Source organism: Pseudomonas sp. D5(2026) (genome assembly GCF_057766845.1).
Map to the genome: position 1 here is coordinate 2,826,623 of NZ_CM173421.1, position 26,820 is coordinate 2,853,442.

A 26,820-nucleotide genomic window follows, 5' to 3' on the forward strand; every position below is an offset into this window, starting at 1 on the left:
AAAATGAAACCGGTTTCATAGGGACAAGAACAATGCACGCGAACCCCGTTTCCATCAGTCTCTCCAGCTACGGCGCCGACTTTGTGCGCCAACGTGGCCAGGAGCAGTTTCTGGACCTGCTGGCCGCCGCTGGCGTCAGCCGCGTCGAACTGCGCGAAGAATTGTTCGCCAGTGCACCGGACGCCGCTGCGCTGGGTAGGGTCATTGCCGCGCTGCGCCTGGAATGCCTGTACTCCACCCCCCTTGAACTGTGGACCGCGCAAGGCGTGCCCGACTCGCTACTGGTGCAGAAGCTGGAAATTGCCCGGGCGCTTGGCGCGGTGGCGCTGAAGGTTTCCCTGGGGCACTTCGATGAGCACTGCGATGTGATGGCCCTGGCGTCGCTGCTGCCTGCGCAGGGGCCTCTGTTGCTGGTGGAAAACGATCAGACCGCACAAGGTGGCAGGCTCGAACCGATGCTGCAGTTCTTCCAGCGCGTCGACCCGCTTGGGCTGCGCCTGGGCATGACGTTCGATATCGGTAACTGGCAGTGGCAGGGTGAGCCTGCGCGGCAAGCTGCAAGGCAGCTAGGCCGTTGGGTGCGCTATGTGCATTGCAAGGCTGTGCAGCGTCGGGCCGATGGCCGTCTGGTTGCCATACCGCCGCAAGCGGCGGACCTGCAGGAGTGGGCAGCGCTGATGGCCGAGTTTGCGCCGGGCGTGGTGCGCGCCGTCGAGTACCCCCTGGTGGGCGAAGACCTGCTGGCGCTGACCCGGGCCCAGGTGCGTCACCTTTCTGCACTGGGCGCGGCGCAGGAGTTGGACCATGCATGAACATGACGTGCTGTGTTTCGGCGAGACCATGGCCATGTTCGTTGCCGAGCAAGCCGGTGACCTGGCCGGTGTCGGGCAGTTCGGCAAACGCATCGCCGGCGCCGACAGCAACGTGGCGATCGGCCTGGCGCGGCTGGGTCTCAAGGTACGCTGGCTGAGCCGGGTTGGTGACGATTCGCTGGGCCGTTTCGTGCTCGAGAGCTTGCGCGGCGAAGGCCTGGACTGTGCCGGCGTTGAGGTGGATGCCAACTACCCGACGGGTTTTCAGCTCAAGGCCCGCAGCGATGATGGCAGCGACCCGGCAGTGGAGTACTTTCGCCGAGGTTCGGCGGCCAGCAGGCTGTCTCCTGCGATGTTGAGCCCCGTTTGGCTGCAGGCTCGCCACGTACACGCTACCGGTATTCCGCTGGCGTTGTCCGACAGCTGTCGGGCGCTGTCTCACGCGCTGCTGGACGGGATGCGCGCAGCCGGGCGGAGCATATCGTTCGATCCCAACCTGCGTCCCTCGCTGTGGCCCGATCAAAGCAGCATGGTGCGTGAAATCAATGCCTTGGCGGCGAAGGCCGACTGGGTTTTACCGGGGCTGGAGGAGGGGCGGTTGCTGACCGGTCAGCACACCCCGGCCGATATCGCCGCGTTCTACCTGGACCAAGGGGTGGAACTGGTGGTGATCAAGCTGGGCGACGCGGGCGCCTACTTCCGCAGCGCCAAGGGCGAAGGGCAGGTAGCCCCGGTGCCAGTCAGCCGCGTGGTGGACACCGTCGGTGCAGGTGATGCGTTTGCCGTCGGTGTGCTCAGCGCGCTACTGGAGGGCCGTCCGGTAGCCGAGGCGGTAGCGCGCGGCAACTGGTGCGGCAGCCGTGCCGTGCAGTCACGAGGCGACATGGAAGGGCTGCCGCTGCGTCATGAACTGGAGGCCTATGACCTGCGCAGAAGCGCATGAGTCGACCCCGAATCACCTGTTGCAACAAAAACAACAAGCTCAGGAGAAACAAACCATGCAAAGCCAAAGCCTGGCACCTCGCCGCTGGTGGTACATCATCCCGATTGTGTTCGTTACCTACAGCCTGGCGTACCTGGACCGCGCCAATTATGGCTTCGCCGCCGCCTCCGGCATGGCTGAAGACCTGCACATCACCCCGGTGATGTCATCGCTGTTGGGGGCGCTGTTCTTTCTCGGTTACTTCTTCTTCCAGGTGCCTGGCGCCATCTACGCCGAGAAGCGCAGCGTCAGAAAGCTGATCTTCGTCTGCCTGATCCTGTGGGGCGGCCTTGCCACACTCACGGGCATGGTCAGCAACGTCTACATGCTGATCGGTATCCGCTTCCTGCTCGGGGTGGTGGAGGCTGCGGTGATGCCGGCCATGCTGGTGTACCTGTGCCATTGGTTCACCCGTGCCGAGCGCTCGCGCGCCAATACCTTCCTGATGCTGGGCAACCCGGTGACCATTCTGTGGATGTCGGTGGTGTCGGGTTACCTGATCAAGCATTACGACTGGCGCTGGATGTTCATCATCGAAGGCCTGCCCGCTGTGATCTGGGCGTTCTTCTGGTGGCGCCTGGTGGATGACCGCCCGGCCCAGGTGAAGTGGCTGAGCGAGCAGGAGAAGGCCGCCCTGGCGCAGGCGCTGGCTGCCGAGCAGCAGGGTATCAAGCCTGTGAAGAACTACCGCGAAGCGTTCCGCTCGCCGCAGGTGATCATCCTGGCGCTGCAGTACTTCTGCTGGAGCATCGGCGTGTATGGCTTCGTGCTGTGGCTGCCATCGATTCTCAAGCAGGCGGCGAAGGTCGATATCGTGCAGGCCGGCTGGCTGGCCTCGGTGCCCTACCTGGCGGCGGTGCTGGCGATGGTGGGCGTGTCCTGGGCGTCGGACCGCCTGCAAAAGCGCAAGCGCTTCGTCTGGCCGCCGCTGCTGATTGCCGCCGTTGCGTTCTATGGCTCTTACGCCTTGGGCAGCGAGCATTTCTGGCTGTCGTATGCATTGCTGGTGGTCGCCGGCGCCTGCATGTACGCACCCTATGGCCCGTTCTTCGCGATCGTGCCCGAGATCCTGCCGGCCAACGTCGCAGGCGGCGCCATGGCGCTGATCAACAGCATGGGTGCGCTGGGCTCGTTCGGCGGTTCGTGGCTGGTCGGCTACCTCAACGGTGCTACGGGCGGGCCCGGTGCCTCTTATCTGTTCATGTGCGGTGCGCTACTGACTGCAGTGGCGCTAACCGCTGCGCTCAATACCTCCCAGACGTCAGGCCGGGCAAAGCGCGATAACTCGCGTCTGGCCATGAACCATTAGGAAACCTGCAATGAAGAAGCGAATCGTCCTGTATAAACGCCTGTCTGACGACTTGATGGCACGCCTGCAAGATCGCGTCGAGGTGACCTGGGTGGATACCTCCCGGCCCGATGGCCTGGCCCGCCTGCGTGATGCGTTGCCGGGGGCGCACGGGTTGCTGGGGGCCAGCCTGCGCCTGGATGCCAGCCTGCTCGACCTTGCCCCGCAACTGGAAGTGGTGTCGAGCGTTTCGGTAGGCGTGGACAACTACGACATTGCTGAACTCAGCAGGCGTGGTGTGATGCTCACCAACACGCCCGACGTGTTGACCGAAACCACCGCCGACACAGGCTTTGCCTTGATCCTGGCTACCGCCAGGCGGGTGGTGGAGCTGGCGAACTGGGTGCGTGACGGCCGCTGGCAGGCCAACCTGGGGCCGGCGCATTTTGGCAGTGATGTACACGGCAAGACGCTAGGCATCGTCGGCATGGGCCGCATTGGCGAGGCCCTGGCCCGGCGCGCGGCCGCTGGTTTTGGCATGCGCGTGCTGTATCACAGCCAGCGTGCCAAGCCCGAGGTGGAAGCACGCTATGCCGCATGCCAGTGCAGCCTGGATGAGCTGTTGCAGCAGGCAGACTTCGTTTGCCTGACAGTGCCGTTGAGCGCCAGCACCGAAGGCCTGATAGGCGCACGGGAACTTGCGTTGATGAAGCCTGAGGCAATCCTGGTGAACATCTCACGCGGGCGTGTGGTGGATGAGCAGGCGCTGATCGAAGCGCTGCGGGCCAGGCGCATCCGCGGTGCGGGGCTGGACGTGTTCGTGCACGAGCCGCTGCCGGCCGACTCGCCGCTGTTGCAGCTCGATAACGTGGTAGCGACCCCGCATATCGGCTCGGCGACCGAGGAAACCCGCCAGGCCATGGCGCGTTGCGCGGTGGATAACCTGCTCAGCGCGCTGGCCGGTGAGCGGCCGGCAAACCTGATCAACGGCTGACGCGCGCCCCTGCCACGGGGGCCGCGCAGCCTTTGAAATGATCAGCGGCAGTTACCTGCCTTGCGATAGCCTGCTGCCTGCGCTTCACCTTCGTTAGCGAAGGAAACCTGGTTCTTCGCTGCAACCTGGTTGTAGCCTGGGCAGCCGACTGACAGGTGATAGACGTGGCTGTTGCGGTTGCCAAGCACGGCGCCGACCGAACCGGCGCTGGCCAGGCTTGGTTTGGCCTCAGGCTTGGCCGCTTTTACCGGCACCGTCTGTACCACGCCGCTGCCAACCGGCTTGTAGCCGGCAGTCCACTTGCGTTCGCCGCTTACAAACGGGTTGGCATGGCCCATGATCGCGGCAATGCGCCGGTCGCGTTCTTTCTCCCAGGCCGACACCGGGTGTTGCTTGTCCCAGGCCATCAGCAACTGTTGCTGTTGGCGCGACATGTTCAGCTTGTAGCGGTCGAACATGTAGAAGGTGGTGCGGGCTACCAGGCCTTTGACTTCGTCACGCGGTTCAGCGGTGCGCTGGACGAAATCGACCTTGGTGGTGCATTGGCCGTATTCGCCGGCATTGCCAGTGACCATGCCGTAGTTGAAGTTGCTGCGGTCACCGTTGACCTCACCCACGGCCGGGTAAAGGTTGAACAGGTCGGCCTCCATGGCGCGGAACACCGGGTCGTTGTCCACGCAGTGCTCACGGCCGCCGTTCTTCCAGCACTGGCGCTGGTTGCCGAAGGTGTGGGCGGGCACGATGTGTTCCCACTCGGTGCGTTCTGCACGGTTCTGCTGCTTGCGCGTCTGGTAACCACACGAGGCGGCATCGATGCGCCCGCCAGACTTGCCCACCCAGGTCCATTTGCACCCGCAGTACAGGTCGCCCAGGGCACTGCTGGCCTGGTCCAGGTAGACCTTCTGCTTGGCCACCACTTTGGCTTCGGTGAAGGTGGCCGGCGGGTTGGCCAAGGCGGGGAGGGTAAAGGAAAATAATAAGGTTATGGCGTAAAGCAGTGATTTCATGGGGAAAACATATTTCAGGTTGGGCCGCGCATTGTAATGGTTTCCGCGAGGCTGACCAGCTCGCGGACCCATACCAACTGCCGCAAGCCCGCGCTATTTGAAGCCGGTGACCGCGTGGGGAACGTAAGGGGCCTGCAAGCGCGCCACCTCGTCCTCGCTCAGCTGCAGTGACAGTGCGCCCAGGGCATCGTCCAGGTGTGCGGGCTTCGAGGCGCCGACGATAGGGGCACTAACGCCGGCCTTACCCAGTACCCAGGCCAGCGCAACCTGGGCCATCGGCACACCCCGTTCGCTGGCAATCTGCTCGACCACATCGATTACCCGGCCGTCCTCCACCTCGGTCTTTTCATAGAACGACTGCCCGGACACGTCGGTGCGCGTGCGCTCGGTCTGCTGCCCATGCGGCCGGGTCAGGCGGCCGCGCGCCATGGGGCTCCAAGGCATCAGGCCGACGCCTTGATCCAGGCACAGCGGAATCATCTCTCGCTCTTCTTCGCGGTAGATCAGGTTGAGGTAGTTCTGCATCGACACAAAGCGGCTCCAGCCGTGGCTGGCGGCTACCTGTTGCGCCTTGGCGAACTGCCAGGCATACATCGACGATGCGCCGATGTAGCGCGCCTTGCCGGCCTTGACCACATCATGCAGGGCTTCCATGGTTTCCTCGATGGGGGTGTGGTAGTCCCAGCGGTGGATCTGGTAGAGGTCGACGTAGTCTGTGCCCAGGCGGCTGAGGCTGGCGTCGATGTTGGCCATGATCGCCTTGCGTGACAAGCCTTGCTCATTGGGCCGGCTGGCGCCTTCCCACATGTTGGCAGGGAAGAACACCTTGGTGGCGATAACGGTTTCTTCGCGGCGGGTAAACTCCTTCAGGAGTTTGCCGAGGATGATTTCCGAAGTGCCGGCGGAATAGCTGTTGGCAGTGTCGAAGAAGTTGATGCCTTGCTCGACGGCGTGGCGAATGATTGGCCGGCTGGCGTCTTCGCCCAAGGTCCAGGGGTGAGTGCCGGCGTCGGGTTCACCGAAGGTCATGCAGCCCAGGCACAGCCTTGAAATGTCCAGCCCGGTGCTACCCAGCTTTACGTACTGCATCGTCGTCTCCTTCAAGGGCGTGAGTGATGGAGTTAGCCTAACGCTGGCAGGCTTGGGCGAAAATTCCGTATTGATGCAGGCGCCATCTGCAAGAATTCACAAGCGTAGCAGCGGCCGCACCTGCTGCTGAAGGAAGTCGGTAACCGCCTTGATCCGTGGTGTGGCGCGCACATCTTCATGCACTGCCAGCCAGATTTCGATGCTCATGGTCTGTTCGGCGCTGCCTGCTTCCTTCAGGCCGTGTTCCTGTGCCATGAACGCGGGCAGGCAGGCAATGCCGATGCCGCCGGCACAGGCTTGGGCCTGGATGCGCAGGTCATTGCTGTGCAATGCGAAAGGCTGCTGGCCGGCCTGGATGCGCAGGTCATTGCTGTGCAATGCGAAAGGCTGCTGGCCGGCCTGGAGGTTGAGCCATTGCTGTTGTGGGGAGCGGGCCTGAGACTCGTCGTAGCCGATGTAGCGCCTGACCGTTGCGCTGGCCAGGTAACCGGGCGAGGCATACAGCCGGTAATCCAGGTGCCCCAGCAGGCTGACCACCAGAGTTGGCTCTGTCGGCCTGGCCAGGGCGATGCTGATGTCAGCTTCGCGGCGGACCAAGGATGCCTTGGATTTGCTGCCCACCAGCTTCAGGCGCAGCTGTGGGTAGCGCTGGTACAGCTCGCCCAGGCGCCGGGCGACGATGCTGCCCAGCAGCGCCGGTGGTGCCGAGAGCACCACTTCGCCTTCCACTGTCTGTTGGCCGGCGCTGGCGAAATGTTCCAGGGCAAAAGAGGACATGGCCATCTGCTCGGCGAGTTCTGCAACACGTTGGCCTTCGTGGGTGAGGGCATAGGCGCGGGGACGTCGGTCGACCAGCTTGAGCTTGAGCGAAGCTTCGAGCGAGGCGATGCGCCGGGCCACGGTGGCGTGGTCGACACCCAGGGTCTTGGCAGCGGCCGACAGCGAGCCGGCCGAGCTGAAGGCGGAGAAATGGCGCAGGTCTTCCCAATCGAACATGAATGACTCGGCAGTGGCGGGTGCATGAAGGGGTAGGGTAACCCTTTATGACCATGCCGGCTTCAATGCCCGCCTTTCATCCGCCGCGCCACCAGGTAGATGCCCAGGCCAGCCAGCGCAGTCGCGGCGCCGATGTACCCGGTGCTGGTCCAACCCGTACCAGCAGTAATCGCCATGCCTCCCAGCCATGGCCCCAGGGCATTGGCCAGGTTGAACGCCGCATGGTTCGACGCCGCTGCCAGGCTTGGCGCTTCATGGGCAATGTCCATGAGGCGAATTTGTAGCGGTGCCGCCAGGGCGATCATGGTGCCCACCAGGCCGATGCCCAGCAGCAGGCTCCACAGCGCCTGGGCGGCGAAGGTAAAGAACAGCAATACGGCAATCGACCACATCAGTACCAGCCCCACAGCGCGGAACTGCAGGCGGTCGAACAGCTTGCCGCCTGCGATGTTGCCAACGATGCCGCCCACGCCGAACGCCGCCAGCCCGAACGGAATCCACTGTGGCGACACCTGGGTCACTTGCAGCATGGTCGGTGCCAGGTAGCTGAACACGCAGAACATGCCGGCAAAACCGATCGAAGCGATGGCCAGCGCCATCCATACCTGTGGGAGGGCAAAGGCCTGTAGCTCCTTGCGCGGGTCGCTGCGAGTTTCGTCGTGGCGCTGGGGCACGAAACGCCAGACCAGGGCGATGGTGCACAGGGCGATCGCGCCGACTAGCACGAATGCCGAACGCCAGCCGAAGTACTGGCCCAGGAAGGTGGCAACCGGGTTGCCGAGCAACATGGCCAAGGTCAGTCCCATCATCACCCGGGCAACGGCCCCCGCGCGCTGATCCTTGGCGACCATGCTTGAGGCCACCACTGCGGCAATGCCGAAGTAGGCGCCGTGGGGCAGGCCGCTGATGAAGCGGAATGCGACCAGGCCACCGAACGCGGGGGCAAAGGCAGTGGCCAGGTTGCCCACGGCATACAGCAGCATCAACAGCAGCAGCATGTGCTTGCGCAGCAGTTTGGCACCGAGAATGGCCAGCGTCGGGGCGCCAACCATCACCCCCAGCGCATAGGCGCTGATGGCATGGCCCACCTGCGGCTCGCTCAACTGCAAATTGCTGGCAATGTCGGGCATCAGGCCCATGATGGCGAATTCGCCGGTGCCGATGGCAAAGCTGCCCAGTGCCATGGCGGCTTCCATCTTGGCGACGGTGCTTTTACTGGGTAGCGGGGGGCGTTCCTGGACTGACATCTCTATCCCTATTGAAACATGCTGAAACGTTCAAGGCGGGATGATAGTCAATCGATGGCAGCAACGTCGAGGACGCTGCCCCCGTCTGGCCCTTAGCGTTCCAGGTAATGCGTCTGTGCAGCAAAGTCGATGAACCGCTTGCTGGCCAGCGACAGGTATTCCCCCGAGCGCCAGCACAAGCGAAAACTCATCTGCTGTGCTGGCCGGAACGGCACGCCGACGATGCCTGGCGTGCGTTGCTGCACCGAGCGCAGCAGGGTCGCCACCCCCATGTTGTCCAGCGCGGCCTGCACCACCAGCGAGACGAAGTTGCTTTGTAGCGCCACCTGATAAGTGATGCCATGTTCGGCGAAGAACGCATCCAGAAGATGGCGTTGAACGAAGGTGCGATCAAACACCACCATGTCGGTATTGCGCAGGTCTTCGGCGGTGAGGAAGGCTTTGCCGGCATAGGGGTGATCAGGGTGCATGCACGCCAGCATCTCGTCGCTGCCCAGCAGGATCGACTCCTTGTCGGGCGGCACACGCCGGGACTCCAGCAGCGCCAGGTCGATTTCCCGTTGCTCCAGGCGGTGGCCAATGTCCTCGGCACTGCCTTCGAACACGGTCATCGCAATGCCCGGGTACAGCTGGCGGAAGGCGTTCATCAACCCGGGGACGTAGTGCAGGCCGAACATCGGCGGAATACCCAGGCGTACTTCACCACGCTTGAGGTCGGCCATGTCGCGCAGTTCTTGTCGGGCAATGTCCATTTCGCGCAGGGCGGAGGCAATGCGCGGCAAGAACTGCTCGCCCTCTGCCGTGAGAATCACTTTGCGCGTGGTGCGGTTGAACAGGGTTACCCCCAGTTCTTCTTCCAGCCGGGTAACGGCCATGCTCAGCGCTGGCTGGGCGATGTGCAGGTGCTGCGCGGCCTTGGTGAAGCTGCCTTGGCGGACGATTTCGACACAGCAGCGCAATGCCTTGAGGTTCATTGAGGGGTGCTACCTTTCATGCGAGATGCATTTATAACGAACTGTGATGCTAAGCATCATAACAATATATTTATTATTATTAACCTGAGGGCCTACGATGCGCGCCACTGAGACATCCTGCAACATCTCAGTCACGCAGTTTAATAAATCTGCAATCCCACAAAGATTTTGAGGTAGTACCCCAAATGGCCAAGGCCGCCGATGTCGTTGTGCAATGCCTGGAAAATGAAGGTGTCGAGTATGTATTCGGCATCCCCGGTGAGGAAAACCTCGACCTGCTCGAATCCCTGCGCAAGTCGAAGATCAAGCTGGTACTGACCCGTCACGAGCAGTCTGCAGGTTTCATGGCTGCCACCTACGGTCGCTTGACCGGCAAGACCGGCGTCAGCCTGTCGACCCTCGGCCCTGGTGCCACCAACCTCGTGACCGCCAGCGCCTACGCCTACCTGGGCGGCATGCCGATGATGATGATCACCGGGCAGAAGCCGATCAAGAAGTCCAAGCAGGGTCGCTTCCAGATCATTGACGTGTGCGGCATGATGGACCCCATCACCAAGTACACCCACCAGTTCGCCTCGGCCGACAACATCCCGGCCCGCATGCGCGAAGCCTTCCGCCTGGCCGAAGAAGAAAAGCCGGGTGCGGTGCACCTGGAGCTGCCGGAAGACATCGCCGCCGAGCAGACCGACGCGCTGCCGATCCCGCGCAGCCTGCACCGCCGCCCGCTGGCCGAGCACGTGGCCATCGAAGCCGCTGTAGAAAAACTGCAGAACGCGCGTAACCCGATCCTGGTGATCGGTGCCGGCGCCAACCGCAAGATGACCGCCAAGGTCCTCAAGCAACTGATCGACAAGACCGGCATCCCGTTCATCACCACCCAAATGGGTAAAGGTGTGGTCGACGAGCGCCACCCGCGCTTCTTGGGTAACGCTGCCCTGTCGTCCGGTGACTTCGTTCACCGCGCCATCGAAGCGGCTGACCTGATCATCAACATCGGCCACGACGTTATCGAAAAGCCGCCGTTCTTCATGGTCCGTGGCGGCACCGAAGTCATCCACATCAGCTTCCGCTCTGCCGAAGTCGATGCCGTGTACTTCCCGCAGGTGGAAGTGATCGGCGACATCGCCAATGCCGTGTGGCAGATCAGCGAAGCGCTGAATGACACTTCGCACTGGGACTTCACCCGCCTGATGGCCATCCGTGAAGCCAACGAAGCACAGATCGCCGAAGGCGCCGACGACGACCGCTTCCCGGTCTACCCACAGCGCATGGTTGCTGACATCCGTCGTGTATTGCCATCCGAAGGCATCGTCGCCCTGGACAACGGCATCTACAAGATCTGGTTCGCCCGCAACTACAAGGCGCACAAGCCGAACACCGTGCTGCTGGACAACGCCCTGGCGACCATGGGCGCCGGTCTGCCATCGGCAATGGCTGCGCACCTGGTGCACCCGGACCGCCCGGTAATCTCGGTGTGCGGCGACGGCGGCTTCATGATGAACAGCCAGGAACTGGAAACTGCAGTACGTCTGGGCATGCACATCACCGTGGTGATCCTGCGTGACGACGGCTACGGCATGATCCGCTGGAAGCAGGCCAACATGGGCTTCACCGATTTCGGCCTGGACTACGGCAACCCGGACTTCGTCAAGTATGCCGAAGCCTACGGCGCCAACGGCCACCGCGTGGAAAGCGCCGAAGGCCTGCTGCCGCTGCTGGAGCACTGCATCAAGACCCCGGGTGTGCACGTGATCGACTGCCCGGTCGATTACAGCGAGAACGACCGCATCCTCAACAGCGAGCTGCGTGAGCGCGCGCTGGCGGTGTAAGCCCTGACAGGTCGGCGCCGTCCTTTTTCAGGGGCGGCATTGTGCTGCGAAGAGGCCCGTATAGCTGACAGTGATATGTCGGCTTTACGGGCTTTTTCATGGCACAAGGCTGCCTCTGTATCCCACTCACCGCAGATCAAGCAGGCCTTGCAGGCTGGCCAGAATGGCATTGGCGTCGTAAGGCTTGCGCGCGACGGGCACATGCTGCAAGTGCTCGGGAATGCTGATGCCTTCGCCATAGCCGGTGGCAAAGAGGAACGGGACCTGCCGGCGAACCAGTTCATCCGCTACGGAAATGGAGGTTCCGGTGCCCAGGTTGACATCCAGTATTGCCGCGTCCGGTTTGTGGCTGCCAAGCAGTTGCATGGCTTGGTCCTCGGAACTGGCGGTGATCACGTCCTTGATTTGCGCATCATTGAGGATTTGCTCCAGGCCTACTGCAATCACCAGTTGATCCTCGAGTATCAGCACACGCAAGCCCGAGCACGCTGAAAAGGCACCGTTTGCATGGGCCAGAGGCGTGGCCGGGAAAGCGGTTTCTGCCGCTTCGGCTACGGAAAGGTGCTTGGCCGGGATTCTGAAAAAGCCTTGCAGGCCTTCGGGGTGATATTCCACCGTGCTGGTGCCACCCAGGTCGAACGGGATGCTGCGGTCGATCAGCACCGTGCCGAAGCCGCTGCGGTTGGGCGGGCGTACCGTTGGCCCACCACTTTCACGCCAACTGATGGCACAGGCGTGGGTGGCGTCGATTGCCCAGCTCACCGAAAGCTTGCCGCCGGCCCGCGATAGCGCACCATACTTGGCCGCGTTGGTGGCCAGTTCGTGCAGCACCAGCGCCATGACCGAGTACGCGCGCGCATCGAGGATGACGTTCGGGCCCTGCAATTCGATCACGCTGGCAGCCGTGCGATAGGGCGAAAGCTCGGCCTCCAGCAGATTCGTCAGGCGCCCGCCACCGTCACCACGCACCACCTGGTCGTGGGCCAACGACAATGCCTGGATACGCCCTTTCAGCGTTGCCACATAGTCCTGCAGGGTCTGGCTCTCCGGGGTCGGATGGGCAACCAGCGCACCAATCAGCGACAGGATGTTCTTGACCCTGTGGTTGAGCTCTTCGTTGAGCATGCGCTGGCGCACTTCAGCCTTGGCGCGTTCACTGGCGAGCAGCTCGCTGTTGTGCAGCACCACTTCAACGATAGCTGTACGGATGGCATCGCCAAACTGGCGGTCCTGCTCGGTCCAGGGTAGCGACTGCTGGTGAACGGTTTCTTTCCAGATGGCGAAGCTTTTGCGTGGCGTCAGGCGATCGCCCAACGCGCCGCTGTCATAGGTTTTGTTCGGGTCCCCGGCCCAGTCGAGTGTCTCGACCACCTCCTTGCGGAAGAAGATCAAGTAATCCCTTGGGTGTTGCGACATCGGGATGATCAGCACACCCGACACATCATTAAAATACGCCTGGGCCGACGGGATCACTGTCGACAGGCGATTGGACGCCCAGATTCGGCCTTCGCTGACCATGTCTGCCAGGCGCAGCAGATCAGGCACGGCCGTTTGGGGCGGCGCCAGCCCTGCGGACGACCAGCGGCCCAGCAGTGACATGCCGATGCCGTCGCAGGGAATCAGCGACATCAATCGGGGCAGGCGTGCATGGAAGAACCCATCGATGTCCGCAGCCTGGTTGGCGTCGCGCAGCATGCTGTCCAGCGCTTTGTGGATGCGCACGGCGGCTTCGAGTTTTTGCCGGCTACGCAGGGTCTCGATATGCAGGGAGAAGAACTCACCGAACATTTCGGCGGCCACACGTTGCCCCATGGCCAGCGTGCGCGGTGCGTAGTGATGGCAGGCAATCATTCCCCACAGCTCGCCGTTGACGATGACCGAAATCGACATCGAGGCGCCCACGCCCATGTTGCACAGGTATTCGCAATGAATCGGCGAGACACTGCGCAGGTGCGCGTAGGACAGGTCGAGCGGTTCGCCCGAGGGGTCGAGCACCGGGTTGATGGCGACCGTTTTGAACTGGGCGTCGGAGATTACCCGGATCGGGTTGCGCAGGTAGAGCGCGCGGGCTTGCTGGGGGATATCGGAGGCCGGGAAGTACTGGCCCATGAAGCTTTCGAGGTCGCCACGCTTGGCCTCGGCAACCACCTTGCCGGCGCCGTCTGCTCCCAGCTGGTAGATCATTACCCGGTCGTAACCGAGCACCGCCCTGACAAAACGGGCGGCATCGCGGAACAGCTTGCTGGTCTGGTCGATTTCGCGTAGTTGGGCAATCAGCGTGCGCGCCAGCTCGATCGGTTCGGCGATGCTCGCGCCAGCGGGCTCGAATTCGAGGATTGCCGTGCCTTTGTACAAGTGGGCGGCGATGTCGACGGCCTCGCCGTTGGGCAGCGTCACGCCGAAACTGAGCGCGGGCCGCGAGGCGTCCCGGGTACGGGCTAGTGCATTGCGAAGCGTATGCGCGACCTCGTCGCCCAGCACCGCGTGCAGTTTCTGACCATTGATATCGTTTGGTACACCCAGCACTTGTGGGGCGTTGACCGAATGGCGCAGCACCACGGTCGCTGAGGCATCACAGGCCAGCAGGCAGCCATGGGGCTGGATGCTCCCGGGAATCTGGATGGGCTCCCGGTCGCAGTTGGTCAGGTTAACTTGGGGATTGTAGGTCATTGGCCCGTGCCTGTGGGTAAGGGGAGGCGGGCAGCAGGTCCGCCATCGTGCGTCAGCCTAGCAGGCATTGCACGCCTTGGGGATGGCGGGCCGCTCCAGTCCAGGGCAGTGCGCTGCTGCTGATGAGTCAGCTTTGGAGTACAGATGTGCTCTTTTCGAGAATCGCTTGAAGGCAAGCTGCGATCAATGGTCTCATCCCGCGCTTGAGCCAACTGGTATTGCAAGATGAACCGCCCACTGTTTATTTCCATCGATGGGCCCAAGGGTACCGGCAAGACCACGCTGCTGGAGGCCGTCACTCAAGCCTTGCGGCTGGACGGGAACAAGGTGATCCGCCTCTGCGAAAGAAAGAATGACCCTCACCGGGGCGAGACCATGGCCTTGGTCAACCAGCTTTCCAGAAGCCCTTGCCAGGACCTTGAGTTCAAGGTTTGCGAGCGCTTCGCTGAAAGCCGCGCCTGGATTTCCCGGCATGTACTGCCCAGGCAGCCCGCTGACAGCATCATCCTGATTGATCGCTGGTACCCCTCTGACGCTGCATTTCGCCGCACTGTGCCGTTTGACAAGATCCTGCGCCTGAACCTCGAACGGAACGTGCAAGTACCCGATCTGCATGTCGGTGTGGTCACAACGCCTGAAACCTCATGGGCAAGGGCCGCGGCGCGCACACGTGGGCTGGGCAGTACGGTGATCCATAACCTGGATGAACAGGTTGCCTGTACCGAGGCGTTCGAGCGTGCAGTTACAGAGCAAGGCTGGGTGCTGTGCCGCAATGAAGGGACTGTCGACGAGGCAACGCGGCAGGTCGTTCGCGAGATTCAGGGCGTGCTTCGACACCTCTGAGGCAGGGGTGAATACTGCCTTTGCAGGTATCAGGCGCCCTGCCGGTCGATGTCACGGCGCAGGACTACCGACGTGGTGATGTCATCCACCGATTCGTGACGTGCCACGTTGTCGCGTACCTGGTTGAGGTCGTCGATCGTCCGGGTCTCCACTTCAACCACCAGGTCAAGCTGACCGCTCACCGATGAAACCCGTCGCACGCGCGCGTCCGTTGCCAACTGGTCGAGCAGCCCCATGGCAGGCGTGCGCTGCAACGTCACCAGCAAGATGGCGCGTATGACGTTGGCGTCTATTTCGCCGATGTCAGCGCGATAACCGCGAATGATTCCGCTGCGTTCAAGGTTGGCTACCCGCTCGGTGGTGGCGCTTCTGGAAAGGCCTATGCGGCCGGCTAGTGCCTTGAGCGCAATGCGCGCGTCCTTTGACAGTACCTCAAGAATCTCACGATCTTTAGCGTCCAGATCACGCATTCCACCCCCTTGATAAACTTGCCGTCATTATGCCGGTCGGAACCGGCATTATGCCTGTTGCGCCCGACCGTATGCAGGGTGTCCGTTTCGGCTGTGCATGACAAGCTATTGCAAAAACAATTCGCGCGCTCGGAACCTGATGATATGACAGACCTTTCCCACCCGGCACCTCGGTTTTCGGCAAGCGATGCAGAGGGCCTTGCAAAAGATTTCTTCAATGTCACCGGCACTGCAACGCCCTTGGATGGGGAACGTGATCGCAATTACCGGCTGGATACGGGCGTAGATGCAGGCTGGATACTGAAAATCGTCAATGCCAGCGAGCCCAGGGTAGAAAGCGAGTTTCAAACCGCGCTACTCGATCACTTGGCCGTGCATGGCGCGCATTTGGGCGTGCCGCACCTGCGGGCCAGCGTGACTGGCGACTACCTGCCGTCTGTGGCCAGCAGCACCGGTGAAAAGCACGCCGTGCGCCTGGTCAGCTGGCTGGCCGGCACGCCACTTGCCAAGGCCAGTCGTTCCATGGCGCTGATGAGAAACTTCGGCCAGGCACTCGGTGAACTTGACCGTGCCCTGCAAGGCTTCATGCACCCGGGCGCAGTCCGCGACCTGGACTGGGACTTACGCCACGCTGCGCGTTCCCGCTCGCGGCTGCACTGCATCAAGGACCCTGATCGCCGGGCCATTGCCGAGCGCTTCATCGCCCGGTTCGAACAGGCTGTACAGCCGAAGCTGGCGTCCCTTCGGGCCCAGGTGATCCACAACGACGCCAACGACTGGAACATCCTGGTCGATGCCGAAACGGCCGGTAACGTGACTGGCTTCATCGATTTTGGCGATGCCGTGCACACCGTTCTGATTGCCGAGGTAGCGATCGCCAGCGCCTACGCCATTCTCGACATGGACGACCCGATCGGCGCTGCGGCTGCGCTGGTGGCCGGCTTCCATGAGAAGTACCCGTTGCAAGCGCAAGAGCTTGATGTGTTGTTCAACCTGATAGCCATGCGCTTGGTCATCAGCGTCACGTTCTCCGCTTCCCGGCAGGACCAGACCGACGACAACCCTTACCTGGCGATCAGTGAAGCGCCTGCCTGGCGCCTGCTGGAGCAGCTTGATTCGATGAACCCACGGTTGGCCACCGGCATTCTGCGCAAGGCCTGTGGTTTCGATGCCATCGAAGGTGCGGGGGAGGTCCGCCGCTGGATTGCCGACAACCACAAGTCGTTTGCCGACCTGGTGCGCCCGTCAGCGGCCATTCTCGACAAGGTGATCGCGCCGTTTGGCGATGCCAGCCATGAGATGACCATCGCCTCGGCCCAGCAGCGCCCGGCAGATGCGACGCGGTGGTGGAATGAATTCTCTGCCGCGCACAAGGTGGCGCTGGCCATCGGACCATGGGGCGAGATACGTGCCATCTATACCGACAGCGCCTTCGAGTCTCGCTTCATCAAGGGGCAGCACCGTACCCTGCATATCGGGGTAGACCTGGTGATGCCAGCGGGTACCCCGTTGTACGCACCGATCGCCGGCACCGTCAGAAGCGTCGAGGTCGAGCCAGGCCCGCTGGGTTATGGCGGCCTGGTGATGCTCGAGCATACCCCACCCGGTTGCCCGCCATTTTTGACGCTGTGGGGGCACATGGCCCACGAGGCGCTCAGCCGTTTGAAGGCCGGTGACAAGCTTGAAGCTGGCGACCTGGTCGGCTACATGGGCAGCGATCACGAGAACGGCGGCTGGATTCCCCACCTGCATCTGCAGGTGGTCACTGATACCCGGCTGAGCGCGCACGAGGTCATTGGCGTGGGTGAGCCAGCGTACCGCGACGCGTGGGCCGACCTGTTCCCCGATGCTTCGGCCCTGGCCGGTATCCCGCCAGAGACCTACAGCCAGCAGGGGATGACCAAGGCCCAGATCATTACCAGGCGCAAGGAACTGCTGCTCCCTAACCTGTCCATTTCGTACACCGATCCGATCAAGTTCGTGCGCGGGGATGGCGTATGGCTGATCGACAACTTCGGGCGGGCCTACCTGGACTGCTTCAACAACGTCTGCCACCTGGGCCATAGTCATCCCGACGTGGTCGAGGCCCTGACCCGCCAGGCTGCGCTGCTCAACACCAATACCCGCTACCTGCACGACAATATCGTCGAATACGCCGAACGCCTGACCGGCACTTTGCCAAAGGGCCTTTGCGTAGCGTCCTTTGGCTGCTCGGGGAGTGAGGCCAACAGCCTGATGCTGCGTATGGCGCGCAATTACACAGGCAGTGATCAGGCGATCGTGCTGGACTGGGCCTACCACGGCACCACGCAGGAACTGATTGATCTGAGCCCTTACAAGTACAAGCGCAAGGCGGGTAAGGGCAGGGCGGCGCATGTTTACGAGGCCGTAGTCCCGGACAGCTACTACGCCCCCGAGCACTGGCCCGTGGAAGCGCACGGCAAGCGCTTTGCCGAGTCGGTGGCAGAGCAGCTGGATGCCATGCGCAAGGCAGGCAAGCGCCCCGGTTTTTTCATTGCCGAGTCGATCCCGAGCGTGGCGGGGCAGGTGTTTTTGCCCGAACACTACCTCAAGGAGGTGTACGCCATGGTGCGAGCCGAAGGTGGGCTGTGCCTGGCCGATGAGGTTCAGGTCGGGTTTGGCCGGGTCGGCAGCCACTGGTGGGCATTCGAGACCCAGGGCGTGGTCCCGGATGCCGTCAGCATGGGCAAACCCATTGGTAACGGCCACCCGATGTCGGCGGTAGTGACCACGCGCGAGGTTGCCGATGCTTTCAACAACGGCATGGAGTATTTCAACACCTTCGCCGGTAACCCAGTGTCATGTGCGGTAGGCCTGGCGGTGCTGGATGCAATCGAGCGCGACCAGTTGAAAGAAAACGCCTTGAATGTCGGCCATTACCTGCTCGATGGTTTGCGCACGCTTCAGCAGCAGTTCGAGGTGATTGGTGATGTGCGCGGGTTGGGCCTGTTTCTCGGCGTCGTGCTGGTTACCGACCGCCAGTCGAAGGCGCCAGCCACGGCCCTGGCCAGAAAAGTGGCGGATGGCGCCCGGGAGCGTGGCGTGTTGATCGGCACCGAAGGCCCGCATGACAACGTGCTGAAAATGCGGCCCTCGATGATTTTCAGCCGGGCCAATGCGGACTTTCTTCTCGAGGTGCTGAAAGACAGCTTCATCGCGGCGCTGAAATAGCGTTTCAGGGCGAGCAGGGCGTGTCCATGAGCACGCCCTGCGTCGCGCCTGTCTGGCGCTCTGGGCAAGTTTGCCAGATTCAAGCCCCTCTGATGCCCAGGCCTTCGCGAGCCTGGCCATGCAGGCCGGATGCTTCTGGCAATGCCGTGACCTTGATCGCTCGCACCGGTACGGCGAACCTTGCGCCGATTTTCGAAAACCGCTCCAGCAGCCTGAAGTTGATCGCCTGCTGAATGTCCATGTACAGGTTGTAGCCTGGGTCCTGGACGATGTAGACACACTCGAACTCCAGCGCCTCTTTGCCGAAGCCGCGCAGGTGAGCGCGATCGAAACGCGCCTGCTCCTGGGCCTTGATGGCGTCTTCTACGATGCCTGGCGCTTTCTTCACAGCCTCGGTTGGCGTGTCGTAGGAAAGCCCGAACTCGAACACGATGCGACGCTCTTGCAAGCGCTTGTAATTCTGGATCGTGCTGCTGATCATGCTGGCGTTGGCCATGACGATCTGTTCGCCACCAAGGCTGCGGATGCGTGTGGTTTTGAGGCCGACGTGCTCAACGGTGCCCGCCAGGGGCCCAATGACGATGAAGTCACCGATCTCGAACGGCTTGTCCACGGCGATCGACAACGAAGCGAACAGGTCGCCGAGGATATTCTGCACAGCCAGCGCCACCGCGATGCCGCCCACGCCAAGGCTGGCGACGAAGGCGGTGATGTTCACCCCCAGGTTCGACAGCATCGCCAGCACCACCACAGACCACAGCAGTACCCGCGCGCCCCAGGCCGAAAGGGTAGCCAGCGCGCTGCCCTGGTTCAGGCCGTCGGTACGGTGGCGGGCGAAGTAGCGGCTCAGGCCCAGGCCGATGGCGCGGTTGGCCCACAGGCCAATCTGCAGGGCCGCGACCACGAACCACAGGCTGCTGACCCTGCTCAGCCAGCGCTCGGGCAGGTCGAGCATGCTCAGGCCCACCAGCAATGAGGCCAGCAACAAAAGAAAGTTGCTGGTGCCGGAAAGCACCTTGGCCATTACCTGGCTCAATGGGCCTTCGTGTTCGGACCACCGCCGTATCCGGCGTATCAGGAAACTGATTGCGGCACGGGCGACCATGAAGGTCACGATGGCGACTGTCAGCGCCACCAGCAGATTGAGAATGGAGATGCCAAATACGGTGGTGTCGCTGAAAAACGCGATGATGCGGTCGTTCATGAGTACCTCGCCTCTGGGTTGATTTGCCAAGGTGCTTTCTTGGGACGTCAAAGAGGCGCTACAGGTCGATCGGATTTCACCGCGCGGGGCAGACGGAGTCAGTCTCGGTAGATTTTTTTCAATAACTGCAACAGTTTGTTCAGCATTGGCACGACTTGCGGGATTCGATTGCCAACGCACGCTTGCCGCAACGGCTGCAGGCCCATGCCAACCAGCACCTGTTCGACGATGCCGTGCGCACGCTGCGCCCAGCGCCGGGTGAGACTGCGGCCCAGGACCCTGCATAGCAACTCCCTGGATGGGCTAGTGCTGCTTGCGCAATGCTTCCTGCTCCGGTTCGGCGACCGTGACCCGGTTACGGCCCGATACCTTGGAAAGGTACATGGCGCTGTCTGCGCTGCTGAGCAAGGCGCTGAGCTCAGTGGCAGGGGCCTTCGCGAACGCTAAACCTATGCTTGCGGTGACCGGGTGTTGCTCATTTACACGCAGTTTGGCTATCAGGGCCCGCAGGCGCTCGGCAACCTCGATGGCCGTGGCTAACGGTGTATTGGGCAGCAGGATGGCGAACTCCTCGCCGCCCAGCCTGCCGGCAATGTCGTTGTCACGCAGGCTGGCACTGATCACTGCACCGATGCGCTGCAGCACCTGGTCGCCTGCGGCATGCCCGAACGTGTCGTTGATCTGTTTGAAATGGTCGACGTCCAGCATCAACACGGCCATGAATGCACCTGCGTCCTTGCACCGGGCGTGTTGCGTCGAGGCGTTGTCGAAAAAAGCACGGCGGTTGTTCAGGCCAGTCAGTTCGTCCGTGCACGAGGCCACCATGGCCAGCCGATGCGCGCGTTGCATTTCGTGTTTCAGGCGCCAGGCCGTCGTCAATGCAGAGGACAGGCTTTGCGTCGCGCTGACCACGAACCAGGCGAATACCAATACCGCCAAGGCTATCCCTTGTTGCAGCGTGGAAGGTTGCAGCAGTAGCCAGCCCGTAGAAGGCAGCAAGACCAGGCCCATCGACACCAGGGTCATGTTGCGGTAAGAGGAGTAGCACGACACCGCGCTGACAGACATCCCGACGGCAAACAGCATGATCAGCGTCTGCCCCAGCGCGTCGTCGGCGGGCATTACGGCAAATGCGCCCCAACCCCAGATAGCCGCCGACAGCATCAGCGTGACCCAGTAACGCCACTCCCAGCGTTCGGCCGTACGCAGGTTGGCCGGTGCTCGCAGATAGGCCAAGAACATGGCGGCACGCACGCCGGTCGACAGGCCCAATAACGTCATCCAGACGATGACCCTTTGCTGGTCGAAACGCTCCCAGCCCAACCAGCACAGCATTATGGCGGCCAGGAAGCTGCCAAGCACCGCAGGCGCCGACTGGACGAACAGCTGTTCGAGCCGATCCGTCCGTACGGAGCGCGCTATTTCATCGCGGGGATCAAGGTTTGTCATGGCTGGTGACGCCACTCGTGACCGGTAGCGGATACCGGTACTTTGACGGCGCCCTGGAAAAGCCTCCTGGCGTTCACATGTGATGCCCTTCGCCATGTTTGATTGCTGGATTCAGAAAGCGTTGCGGTAGGTAGTGGCAGTGCAGAACTGGCTATCACCACGGCTACGGCACCTGCGACGTTTTCCGCATTTCATGTCGTTGCGCGGATCCCTTCCTTGGCCGAAGGCCAGGTTTCCCTCGCAAGTTCCGTATCACGAACATAGCCTGTTTTCCGGCAATTCGAAAGCCAATCGATCGCGACGGCCAACAAGTGGTCGAGCAAGCCAAGGCAGCTTAGGGCGTTGCCCGAACCACTGGCGCCGACCAACGTGCAGGCTTTCAAAAATCGAACGTCACGCCGGCATACAGTGCACGACCGTCACCCGGGGAGTGGAGGGAGGCATCCGCACCATCCGGGTCGTACCACACGTACTCGTAGTAGCGGTTGGTGAGGTTCTTAAATTGCAGGTCGACACTCATCGTTTCGGTGACCTTGTAGGTCGCGCCAAGATTCGTGAGCACGTAACCGCCATACCGGCCCTGGGTATTCTCGCGTTCCAGGTAGTAGTTGGTCTGGCCATTGATCCAGGCCGTCAATTGCAGGGCAGGGGTGGCCTGGTAGCTGATGCCGGTGTTCCACAGATGGTGTGGCACGTGATCGATTTCCTGGCCCTTGCTGCCTGGTAACACGCTGCTGGGTTCAAGGATCTTGGAGTACTGCCAGGAGTAGGACATCCACACCTCGGTGCGTTCGTCCGGGTGCAGGTTGACCTGCAGGTCGTAGCCCCAGCGGCGTGTTTCGCCGACGTTGTCCGACTCGCCGCTGGGGTCGTTCAGGCGACGGCTCACTTCTCCAGAGGCGTCCTGACGCCAATAGGCCACGCGGCCATCGACCCAGCTGGCCGGGGTGAACTTGATGCCAGTTTCCCAGCCTTCGTTGATAGAAGGGTCCAGGTCCTCGTTGCGCGGCGGCACCTTGTAGGCTGCGGCGCCCGTCCCGACCTGGAAGGTGCGGCCCCAGTTGGCGTAAACGCTGGCGAACTTCCACGGCGAATAGACAATGCTGAGCTTGGGCTGCTTGATCAGCCCGTAGTCGTTGATGTCGGAGTCCTGCCCGGTCATCTTGTTGGTGAAGTCACCACTGATTTTGTCCACCCGGTAGGCCGGCACGATCTTCAGCGACTCGAACGGCTCGATCTCCGCCTGCACATAGGCACCGACCGTGTTGAAGTCGAAGTCCTGGTCGCGTGTCTGCGCCTGGCGTACACGCTCCACGGTGCGGTAGCGTTCGCTGCGGTTCTGTTGCTTCTGCACATCGCTGCCACCTTCCAGCGCAAAGGCGTGCAGCCAGTCCACCTGTGGCCGCCAGGTCAGCGAGGTGATGGCACCGTACTGGTCCTCGTAGGTATCGCGCTCCTGCTGTGAACTGGTGCGCCAGTACTGCGTCCAGCGACGGTCGTCATAGGTGTTGAGGTAGGTCTTGGCTGACCAGGACAGCGTTTCGGCCAGGTCGGTGTCGAAGTGCACGCTGACCTGGTTCATTCGCCGCGTGCCTTTGTCCGTGGCGTTGTAGTCATTGCTCATGCGCGGATGATGGCGGGCGTCATCCTCGGTCAGGTAGCCGGCCTCCTGGGCTTCGGACTCGTAGTGGCGGGCGATCAGGCCAAGGCGGTAGCTGCCATCGTCAGGGGTATAGAACCACTTGCCGCCGAAACTGTAGCGTTCGGTGTCGGCATGGTCGCGGTAGCCGTCGACCTGCTGGCGGGCGAAGAAGTAGTTCTGCGTCCAGTTGCTGGTCTCGATGCCCTTGGCCAGTTGCACCTCGCGGGTGTTGAAGCTGCCGTAGCGCAGGCGCGCCTTGTTGTAGTTGCCGCCGGTGCGGGTGTTGATGTTGACGTTACCGGCGATGTTGTTCAGGCCATAGCGCGGGTCGCTGGTGCCGCGCACCACTTCGATGCTGTCGATGTCCATGGGGAACACCGAGTCGATGAAGGGCATGTTGCCGTCATTGGTATTGCTGGGAATACCATCGATCAACAGTTTCACGGCGTTGACCTCGCCTTCGCCATTGAAGCCGCGGAACGAAAGCTTGCCGGAGGTGGTGCCTTGGTTGAACTCGGTGAGCATCACCCCCGGTGCCCGGCGGAACAGCTCCCAGCTGTAGGTCACGGGCATTTTTTCGAGGATATCACCGCCCAGGATGTCCACCGAGCTGAGCACGCTGCTGGTGGCCAGCGGGCCGCTTTCGGTACTGGTCACGTTGACCGCGCCAAGGGTGAGGGTGGAGTTTTCAGCAGGCAGAGTTTCGGCAACGGCCAGCGACAGGGGGCTGAGGCTGAACAAAGCGAGCACGGGCAGGACAGCGCGTGCGGTGCAACGGAACGCAGGCATGGAAGGTTTCCTGGTCAGACAGTCGGGCAAGGCTGCGCACCGCAGGTCACGGGGCAGCCGTGGGCAAGCAACGACAGGTCAGGCCAGGGGAGAGGCGCGAGGGTTGAGCTTTGGCCACTGTTCGCGCGGCAGCGACAGCCTGTGGCTGTTACTGAGCAACAGTGTGTCAGGCCAGTAGCGGGGGAACAGGTGGCGATAATAGTCGCTGGCCAGCAAGGCATGCCCGGCGTGACCACAGCAGCAGTCGCCCGCCTGGTGTTTCATGTCCGGCTGATCGTCGAGTTGCGGCAGCTCGGCCTTGAGCTGGGCCAGCAGTGACTTGGGCAGGCTCTGTGCACCGTGCAGGCTGCAAAAGCTGCCGAGAATCAGCGATTGGCTGTCGATGCGGGGTGATTGCAAGGCACGGTCGAGCGGCATCGCCAGCAGGTTGAACAGCACGGCGAAGCAGGCGAACAGACAAAGATGCGCACGTGCACGTGAAAGCATGAGTCACCCGAGCGAATATGGCGCGCATTAAGCCGCATCCGTTGCGGGCTGTACAAGTTCCGTGGTGCGCCATTTTGTCGCAGGCGCACCACGGCGAGGGCTCAATGGCTGCGCATGCCGGCGGCCATCATGAACAGTCGGATCAGCCAAGCGAACAGACCCAGCGCCGCCACACTGCCTGCCCAGATCAGCAGCAACCAGGTAAGTCGGCGCCACATCGGTTGCTTCACATCGGGTGTCATCACGTAGTGCTCCTAGTGATAGCCGTCTTCATGGGTCACCTTGCCGCGGAACACGTAATAGCTCCAGAACGTGTAGCCGAGGATGATGGGCAGGATGAACAGTGTGCCCACCAGCATGAAGCCTTGGCTCTGCGGCGGCGCTGCGGCTTCCCAGATGCTGATCGACGGCGGGATGATGTTTGGCCACAGGCTGATGCCAAGGCCGCTGTAGCCCAGGAAAATCAGGGCCAGGGTCAGCAAGAACGGCGTGTAGTGCGCGTTGCGTGCCACGGCACGTAGCAGCCCGTAGAACGTTACCACCACCAGGATCGGCACCGGCATGAACCAGAGCAGGTTGGGCATGCTGAACCAGCGCGCAGCGATTTGCGGGTAGGCCAGCGGTGTCCACAGGCTGACCACGGCGATCACCACCAACAGTACCAACGCCAACGGCCTGGCAACATCGTGCATGCGCTGCTGCAGCGGCCCTTCGGTCTTCATCACCAGCCAGGTGCAACCGAGCAGGGTGTAGGCGACCACCAGGCCCAGCCCGCAGAACAGGCTGAACGGCGTGAACCAGTCGAGCGCCCCTCCAGCGTATTTGCGCTCGACCACCTTGATGCCTTCGATGAAGGCGCCCAGGGCAACACCCTGGGAAAAGGTCGCGACCAGCGAGCCCCAGATGAAGGCCTTGTCCCAGAGGTGACGCTTGGCGGGTTTGGCCTTGAAACGGAACTCGAAGGCCACGCCCCGGAAGATCAGGCCGATCAGCATCAGGATCAGCGGCAGGTAGAGCGCCTCCAGCACCACCGCGTAGGCCAGCGGAAAGGCGCCGAACAGGGCTGCACCGCCAAGGATCAACCAGGTTTCGTTGCCGTCCCATACCGGGGCGACGGTGTTCATCATCACATCCCGGTCACGTGCGTCCTTGACGAAGGGGAAGAGCATGCCGATCCCCAGGTCGAAGCCGTCCATTACCACATACATCATCACACCGAAGATGATGATCACCGCCCAGATCAATGGAAGGTCGATGCCCATGTCAGTTCACCTCTGCCTGGTAATCGTCGGCGGCGGACAGCGGCCGTGCCGGAGTATGTTGCTGGCCTGGGCCGCCTGGGGTGTGTTGGTCGCCTTCGCCAGGTTTAGGCCCTTTGCGTACCAGGCGCATCATGTAGCCGAGCCCTGTGCCGAACAGGGCGAAATAGACCACCACGAACGCGACCAAGGTAATGCTGAGCTGGGTGGCGTCATGGTTCGACACACCATCGGCAGTGCGCTGCAAGCCGTACACCACCCACGGCTGGCGGCCGATTTCGGTAGTGAACCAGCCGGCGAGAATGGCGATCAGTCCCGACGGCCCCATCCACAATGTCAGGTACAGGAACGGGCGCGAGGTGTAGAGCGTGCCGCGCTTGCGCAGCCACAGGCTCCACAGGCCAACGAAGATCATCAGGAAGCCGAGGCCGACCATGATCCGGAACGACCAGAAGACGATGGTCGAGTTGGGCCGGTCCTCAGGCGGGAATTCCTTCATCGCCGGTACCTGTTTGTCCAGGCTGTGGGTCAGGATCAGGCTGCCGAGGGCGGGGATCTCGATCTTGAAGCGGGTGGTTTCGGCCTGCATGTCGGGGATGCCGAACAGGATCAGAGGGGTCGGTTCACCCGGTTTGTTCTCCCAGTGGCCTTCGATCGCCGCTATTTTCACCGGTTGGTGCTTGAGGGTGTTAAGCCCATGGAAGTCGCCAATCACGGCTTGGATAGGAGCCACGACCAGCGCCATCCACATGGCCATCGACAGCATCTTGCGGATGGCTGGGTTGTCACGCCCGCGCAGCAGGTGCCAGGCCGCTGAGGCGCCGACGAAGAACGCCGTGGCAACGAATGCGGCTGTGGCCATGTGCATCAGTCGGTAGGGGAATGAGGGGTTGAAGATGACGGCCAGCCAGTCCACCGGAATCACCCGGCCATCGACAATCTCATAGCCTTGGGGCGTCTGCATCCAGCTGTTGGAGGCCAGTATCCAGAAGGTCGAGACCAGCGTGCCGAGCGCCACCATCACCGTGGAGAAGAAGTGCAGGCCACGGCCAACACGGTTCCAGCCAAATAGCATGACGCCAAGAAAGCCTGCTTCCAGGAAGAACGCGGTGAGCACTTCATAGGTCAGCAACGGGCCGGTAATGGCACCAGCGAAGTCGGAGAACCGGCTCCAGTTGGTGCCGAACTGGTAAGCCATGACCAGGCCGGACACTACGCCCATGCCAAAGTTGACGGCGAAGATCTTCGACCAGAAATGGCAGAGGTCGCGGTAGACCTGCTGATTCGTTCGCAGCCACAGGCCTTCGAGCACTGCCAGGTAACTGGCAAGGCCGATGGTGATGGCAGGGAACAGGATATGGAAGGAAACAGTGAAGGCGAACTGGATTCGAGCCAGGTCTAGCGCCTCGAGCACGCTCATGATGATGGGGCCTCACAGGGTGGCGCACCTCGGCGCCGGTTTCGGGAAGCAGAGCCCGGGTCCTGGCCGGCTCAGCGTTGGTTTCTGGGGGAATTACTCGGGCCATTGCGATGGCGGCGCCACTGTAAGGACGGTGGCGGGTGTGACCAACTGCGACAATCTGTCCCTGTGGGCCACC

At 62.2% G+C, this 26,820-nt stretch carries 22 protein-coding genes; 8 read left to right on the forward strand and 14 right to left on the reverse strand.

What is annotated here, in order from left to right; all coding sequences use genetic code 11:
• The first annotated feature begins 32 nt into the window (after positions 1-32).
• The 4 genes from AC3B5Q_RS13005 to AC3B5Q_RS13020 are packed head-to-tail and all read left to right on the forward strand — an operon-like array spanning position 33 to position 4,076.
• A complete protein-coding gene (locus AC3B5Q_RS13005) occupies positions 33-812 on the forward strand; it encodes a sugar phosphate isomerase/epimerase family protein (protein WP_103444445.1) in 780 nt (259 codons plus the stop codon).
• Complete coding sequence (locus AC3B5Q_RS13010) at positions 805-1,755, forward strand: sugar kinase (protein WP_021783801.1); 951 nt, start codon at positions 805-807, stop codon at positions 1,753-1,755. Before AC3B5Q_RS13005 ends, AC3B5Q_RS13010 begins: the two co-directional genes overlap by 8 nt.
• A 55-nt stretch (positions 1,756-1,810) precedes the next feature.
• A complete protein-coding gene (locus AC3B5Q_RS13015; RefSeq protein ID WP_319298307.1) occupies positions 1,811-3,103 on the forward strand; it encodes an MFS transporter in 1,293 nt (430 codons plus the stop codon).
• A 10-nt stretch (positions 3,104-3,113) separates the two neighbouring features.
• Positions 3,114-4,076: a 2-hydroxyacid dehydrogenase gene (locus tag AC3B5Q_RS13020; RefSeq protein WP_367250996.1), complete on the forward strand. Its 963-nt coding sequence runs from the start codon at positions 3,114-3,116 to the stop codon at positions 4,074-4,076.
• Between the two features lie 41 nt (positions 4,077-4,117).
• Here the strand turns inward: AC3B5Q_RS13020 and AC3B5Q_RS13025 are convergent, their stop codons facing one another.
• From AC3B5Q_RS13025 to AC3B5Q_RS13045, 5 genes are all read right to left on the reverse strand, one after another.
• Positions 4,118-5,083: an endonuclease gene (locus tag AC3B5Q_RS13025; protein ID WP_325950977.1), complete on the reverse strand. Its 966-nt coding sequence runs from the start codon at positions 5,081-5,083 to the stop codon at positions 4,118-4,120.
• A 93-nt stretch (positions 5,084-5,176) separates the two neighbouring features.
• A complete protein-coding gene (locus AC3B5Q_RS13030; protein WP_021783797.1) occupies positions 5,177-6,172 on the reverse strand; it encodes an aldo/keto reductase in 996 nt (331 codons plus the stop codon).
• A 96-nt stretch (positions 6,173-6,268) separates the two neighbouring features.
• Positions 6,269-7,168 carry a LysR family transcriptional regulator gene (locus AC3B5Q_RS13035; protein ID WP_488392620.1) on the reverse strand — a complete coding sequence of 300 codons (900 nt, stop codon included), beginning with the start codon at positions 7,166-7,168 and terminating at the stop codon, positions 6,269-6,271.
• A gap of 62 nt (positions 7,169-7,230) precedes the next feature.
• On the reverse strand, positions 7,231-8,415 hold the full coding sequence (locus AC3B5Q_RS13040; RefSeq protein ID WP_021783795.1) for an MFS transporter: 1,185 nt from the start codon (positions 8,413-8,415) through the stop codon (positions 7,231-7,233).
• Between the two features lie 92 nt (positions 8,416-8,507).
• On the reverse strand, positions 8,508-9,389 hold the full coding sequence (locus AC3B5Q_RS13045) for a LysR family transcriptional regulator (RefSeq protein WP_021783794.1): 882 nt from the start codon (positions 9,387-9,389) through the stop codon (positions 8,508-8,510).
• Between the two features lie 185 nt (positions 9,390-9,574).
• On the opposite strand from AC3B5Q_RS13045, the gene AC3B5Q_RS13050 reads away from it, so the two are divergent.
• Positions 9,575-11,218 (forward strand): acetolactate synthase large subunit, encoded by a 1,644-nt coding sequence (locus AC3B5Q_RS13050; protein ID WP_084850271.1) that lies wholly within the window; start codon positions 9,575-9,577, stop codon positions 11,216-11,218.
• A 126-nt stretch (positions 11,219-11,344) separates the two neighbouring features.
• Here AC3B5Q_RS13050 and AC3B5Q_RS13055 read toward each other — a convergent pair whose 3' ends face one another.
• Positions 11,345-13,888, reverse strand: a complete 2,544-nt coding sequence (locus AC3B5Q_RS13055; RefSeq protein WP_103444437.1) for an HWE histidine kinase domain-containing protein — start codon at positions 13,886-13,888, stop codon at positions 11,345-11,347.
• A gap of 225 nt (positions 13,889-14,113) precedes the next feature.
• Here AC3B5Q_RS13055 and AC3B5Q_RS13060 point away from each other — a divergent pair, with 225 nt between their 5' ends.
• A complete protein-coding gene (locus tag AC3B5Q_RS13060; RefSeq protein WP_103444436.1) occupies positions 14,114-14,731 on the forward strand; it encodes a dTMP kinase in 618 nt (205 codons plus the stop codon).
• A gap of 29 nt (positions 14,732-14,760) precedes the next feature.
• On the opposite strand, the gene AC3B5Q_RS13065 is transcribed toward AC3B5Q_RS13060, so the two are convergent.
• A complete protein-coding gene (locus AC3B5Q_RS13065) occupies positions 14,761-15,201 on the reverse strand; it encodes an Lrp/AsnC family transcriptional regulator (protein ID WP_021784634.1) in 441 nt (146 codons plus the stop codon).
• Between the two features lie 144 nt (positions 15,202-15,345).
• On the opposite strand from AC3B5Q_RS13065, the gene AC3B5Q_RS13070 reads away from it, so the two are divergent.
• A complete protein-coding gene (locus tag AC3B5Q_RS13070) occupies positions 15,346-18,393 on the forward strand; it encodes an aminotransferase class III-fold pyridoxal phosphate-dependent enzyme (RefSeq protein WP_028697421.1) in 3,048 nt (1,015 codons plus the stop codon).
• 79 nt (positions 18,394-18,472) lie between these two features.
• Here the strand turns inward: AC3B5Q_RS13070 and AC3B5Q_RS13075 are convergent, their stop codons facing one another.
• Positions 18,473-19,597 carry a mechanosensitive ion channel family protein gene (locus tag AC3B5Q_RS13075; RefSeq protein ID WP_021784636.1) on the reverse strand — a complete coding sequence of 375 codons (1,125 nt, stop codon included), beginning with the start codon at positions 19,595-19,597 and terminating at the stop codon, positions 18,473-18,475.
• A 155-nt stretch (positions 19,598-19,752) separates the two neighbouring features.
• Between AC3B5Q_RS13075 and AC3B5Q_RS13080 the strand changes: the two genes are divergently transcribed.
• A complete protein-coding gene (locus tag AC3B5Q_RS13080) occupies positions 19,753-19,884 on the forward strand; it encodes a hypothetical protein (protein ID WP_258036328.1) in 132 nt (43 codons plus the stop codon).
• A 16-nt stretch (positions 19,885-19,900) separates the two neighbouring features.
• Here the strand turns inward: AC3B5Q_RS13080 and AC3B5Q_RS13085 are convergent, their stop codons facing one another.
• The 6 genes from AC3B5Q_RS13085 to AC3B5Q_RS13110 all read right to left on the reverse strand — a co-directional run bounded on the left by AC3B5Q_RS13085 (position 19,901) and on the right by AC3B5Q_RS13110 (position 26,642).
• Positions 19,901-20,959 carry a GGDEF domain-containing protein gene (locus AC3B5Q_RS13085; protein WP_028697422.1) on the reverse strand — a complete coding sequence of 353 codons (1,059 nt, stop codon included), beginning with the start codon at positions 20,957-20,959 and terminating at the stop codon, positions 19,901-19,903.
• Positions 20,960-21,425: 466 nt separating this feature from the next.
• Positions 21,426-23,477, reverse strand: a complete 2,052-nt coding sequence (locus AC3B5Q_RS13090; RefSeq protein WP_488392621.1) for a TonB-dependent receptor — start codon at positions 23,475-23,477, stop codon at positions 21,426-21,428.
• A gap of 78 nt (positions 23,478-23,555) precedes the next feature.
• Positions 23,556-23,963 (reverse strand): DUF2946 family protein, encoded by a 408-nt coding sequence (locus AC3B5Q_RS13095; RefSeq protein ID WP_275967118.1) that lies wholly within the window; start codon positions 23,961-23,963, stop codon positions 23,556-23,558.
• 101 nt (positions 23,964-24,064) lie between these two features.
• Entirely contained in the window at positions 24,065-24,205 is a 141-nt protein-coding gene (locus AC3B5Q_RS13100; RefSeq protein WP_252461159.1) for a DUF2474 domain-containing protein, read from the reverse strand.
• Between the two features lie 12 nt (positions 24,206-24,217).
• Positions 24,218-25,225: a cytochrome d ubiquinol oxidase subunit II gene (gene cydB / locus AC3B5Q_RS13105; RefSeq protein WP_275967117.1), complete on the reverse strand. Its 1,008-nt coding sequence runs from the start codon at positions 25,223-25,225 to the stop codon at positions 24,218-24,220.
• Between the two features lies 1 nt (position 25,226).
• Positions 25,227-26,642, reverse strand: coding sequence for a cytochrome ubiquinol oxidase subunit I (locus AC3B5Q_RS13110; protein ID WP_275967116.1), 1,416 nt, complete (start codon positions 26,640-26,642; stop codon positions 25,227-25,229).
• Positions 26,643-26,820: the final 178 nt, after the last annotated feature.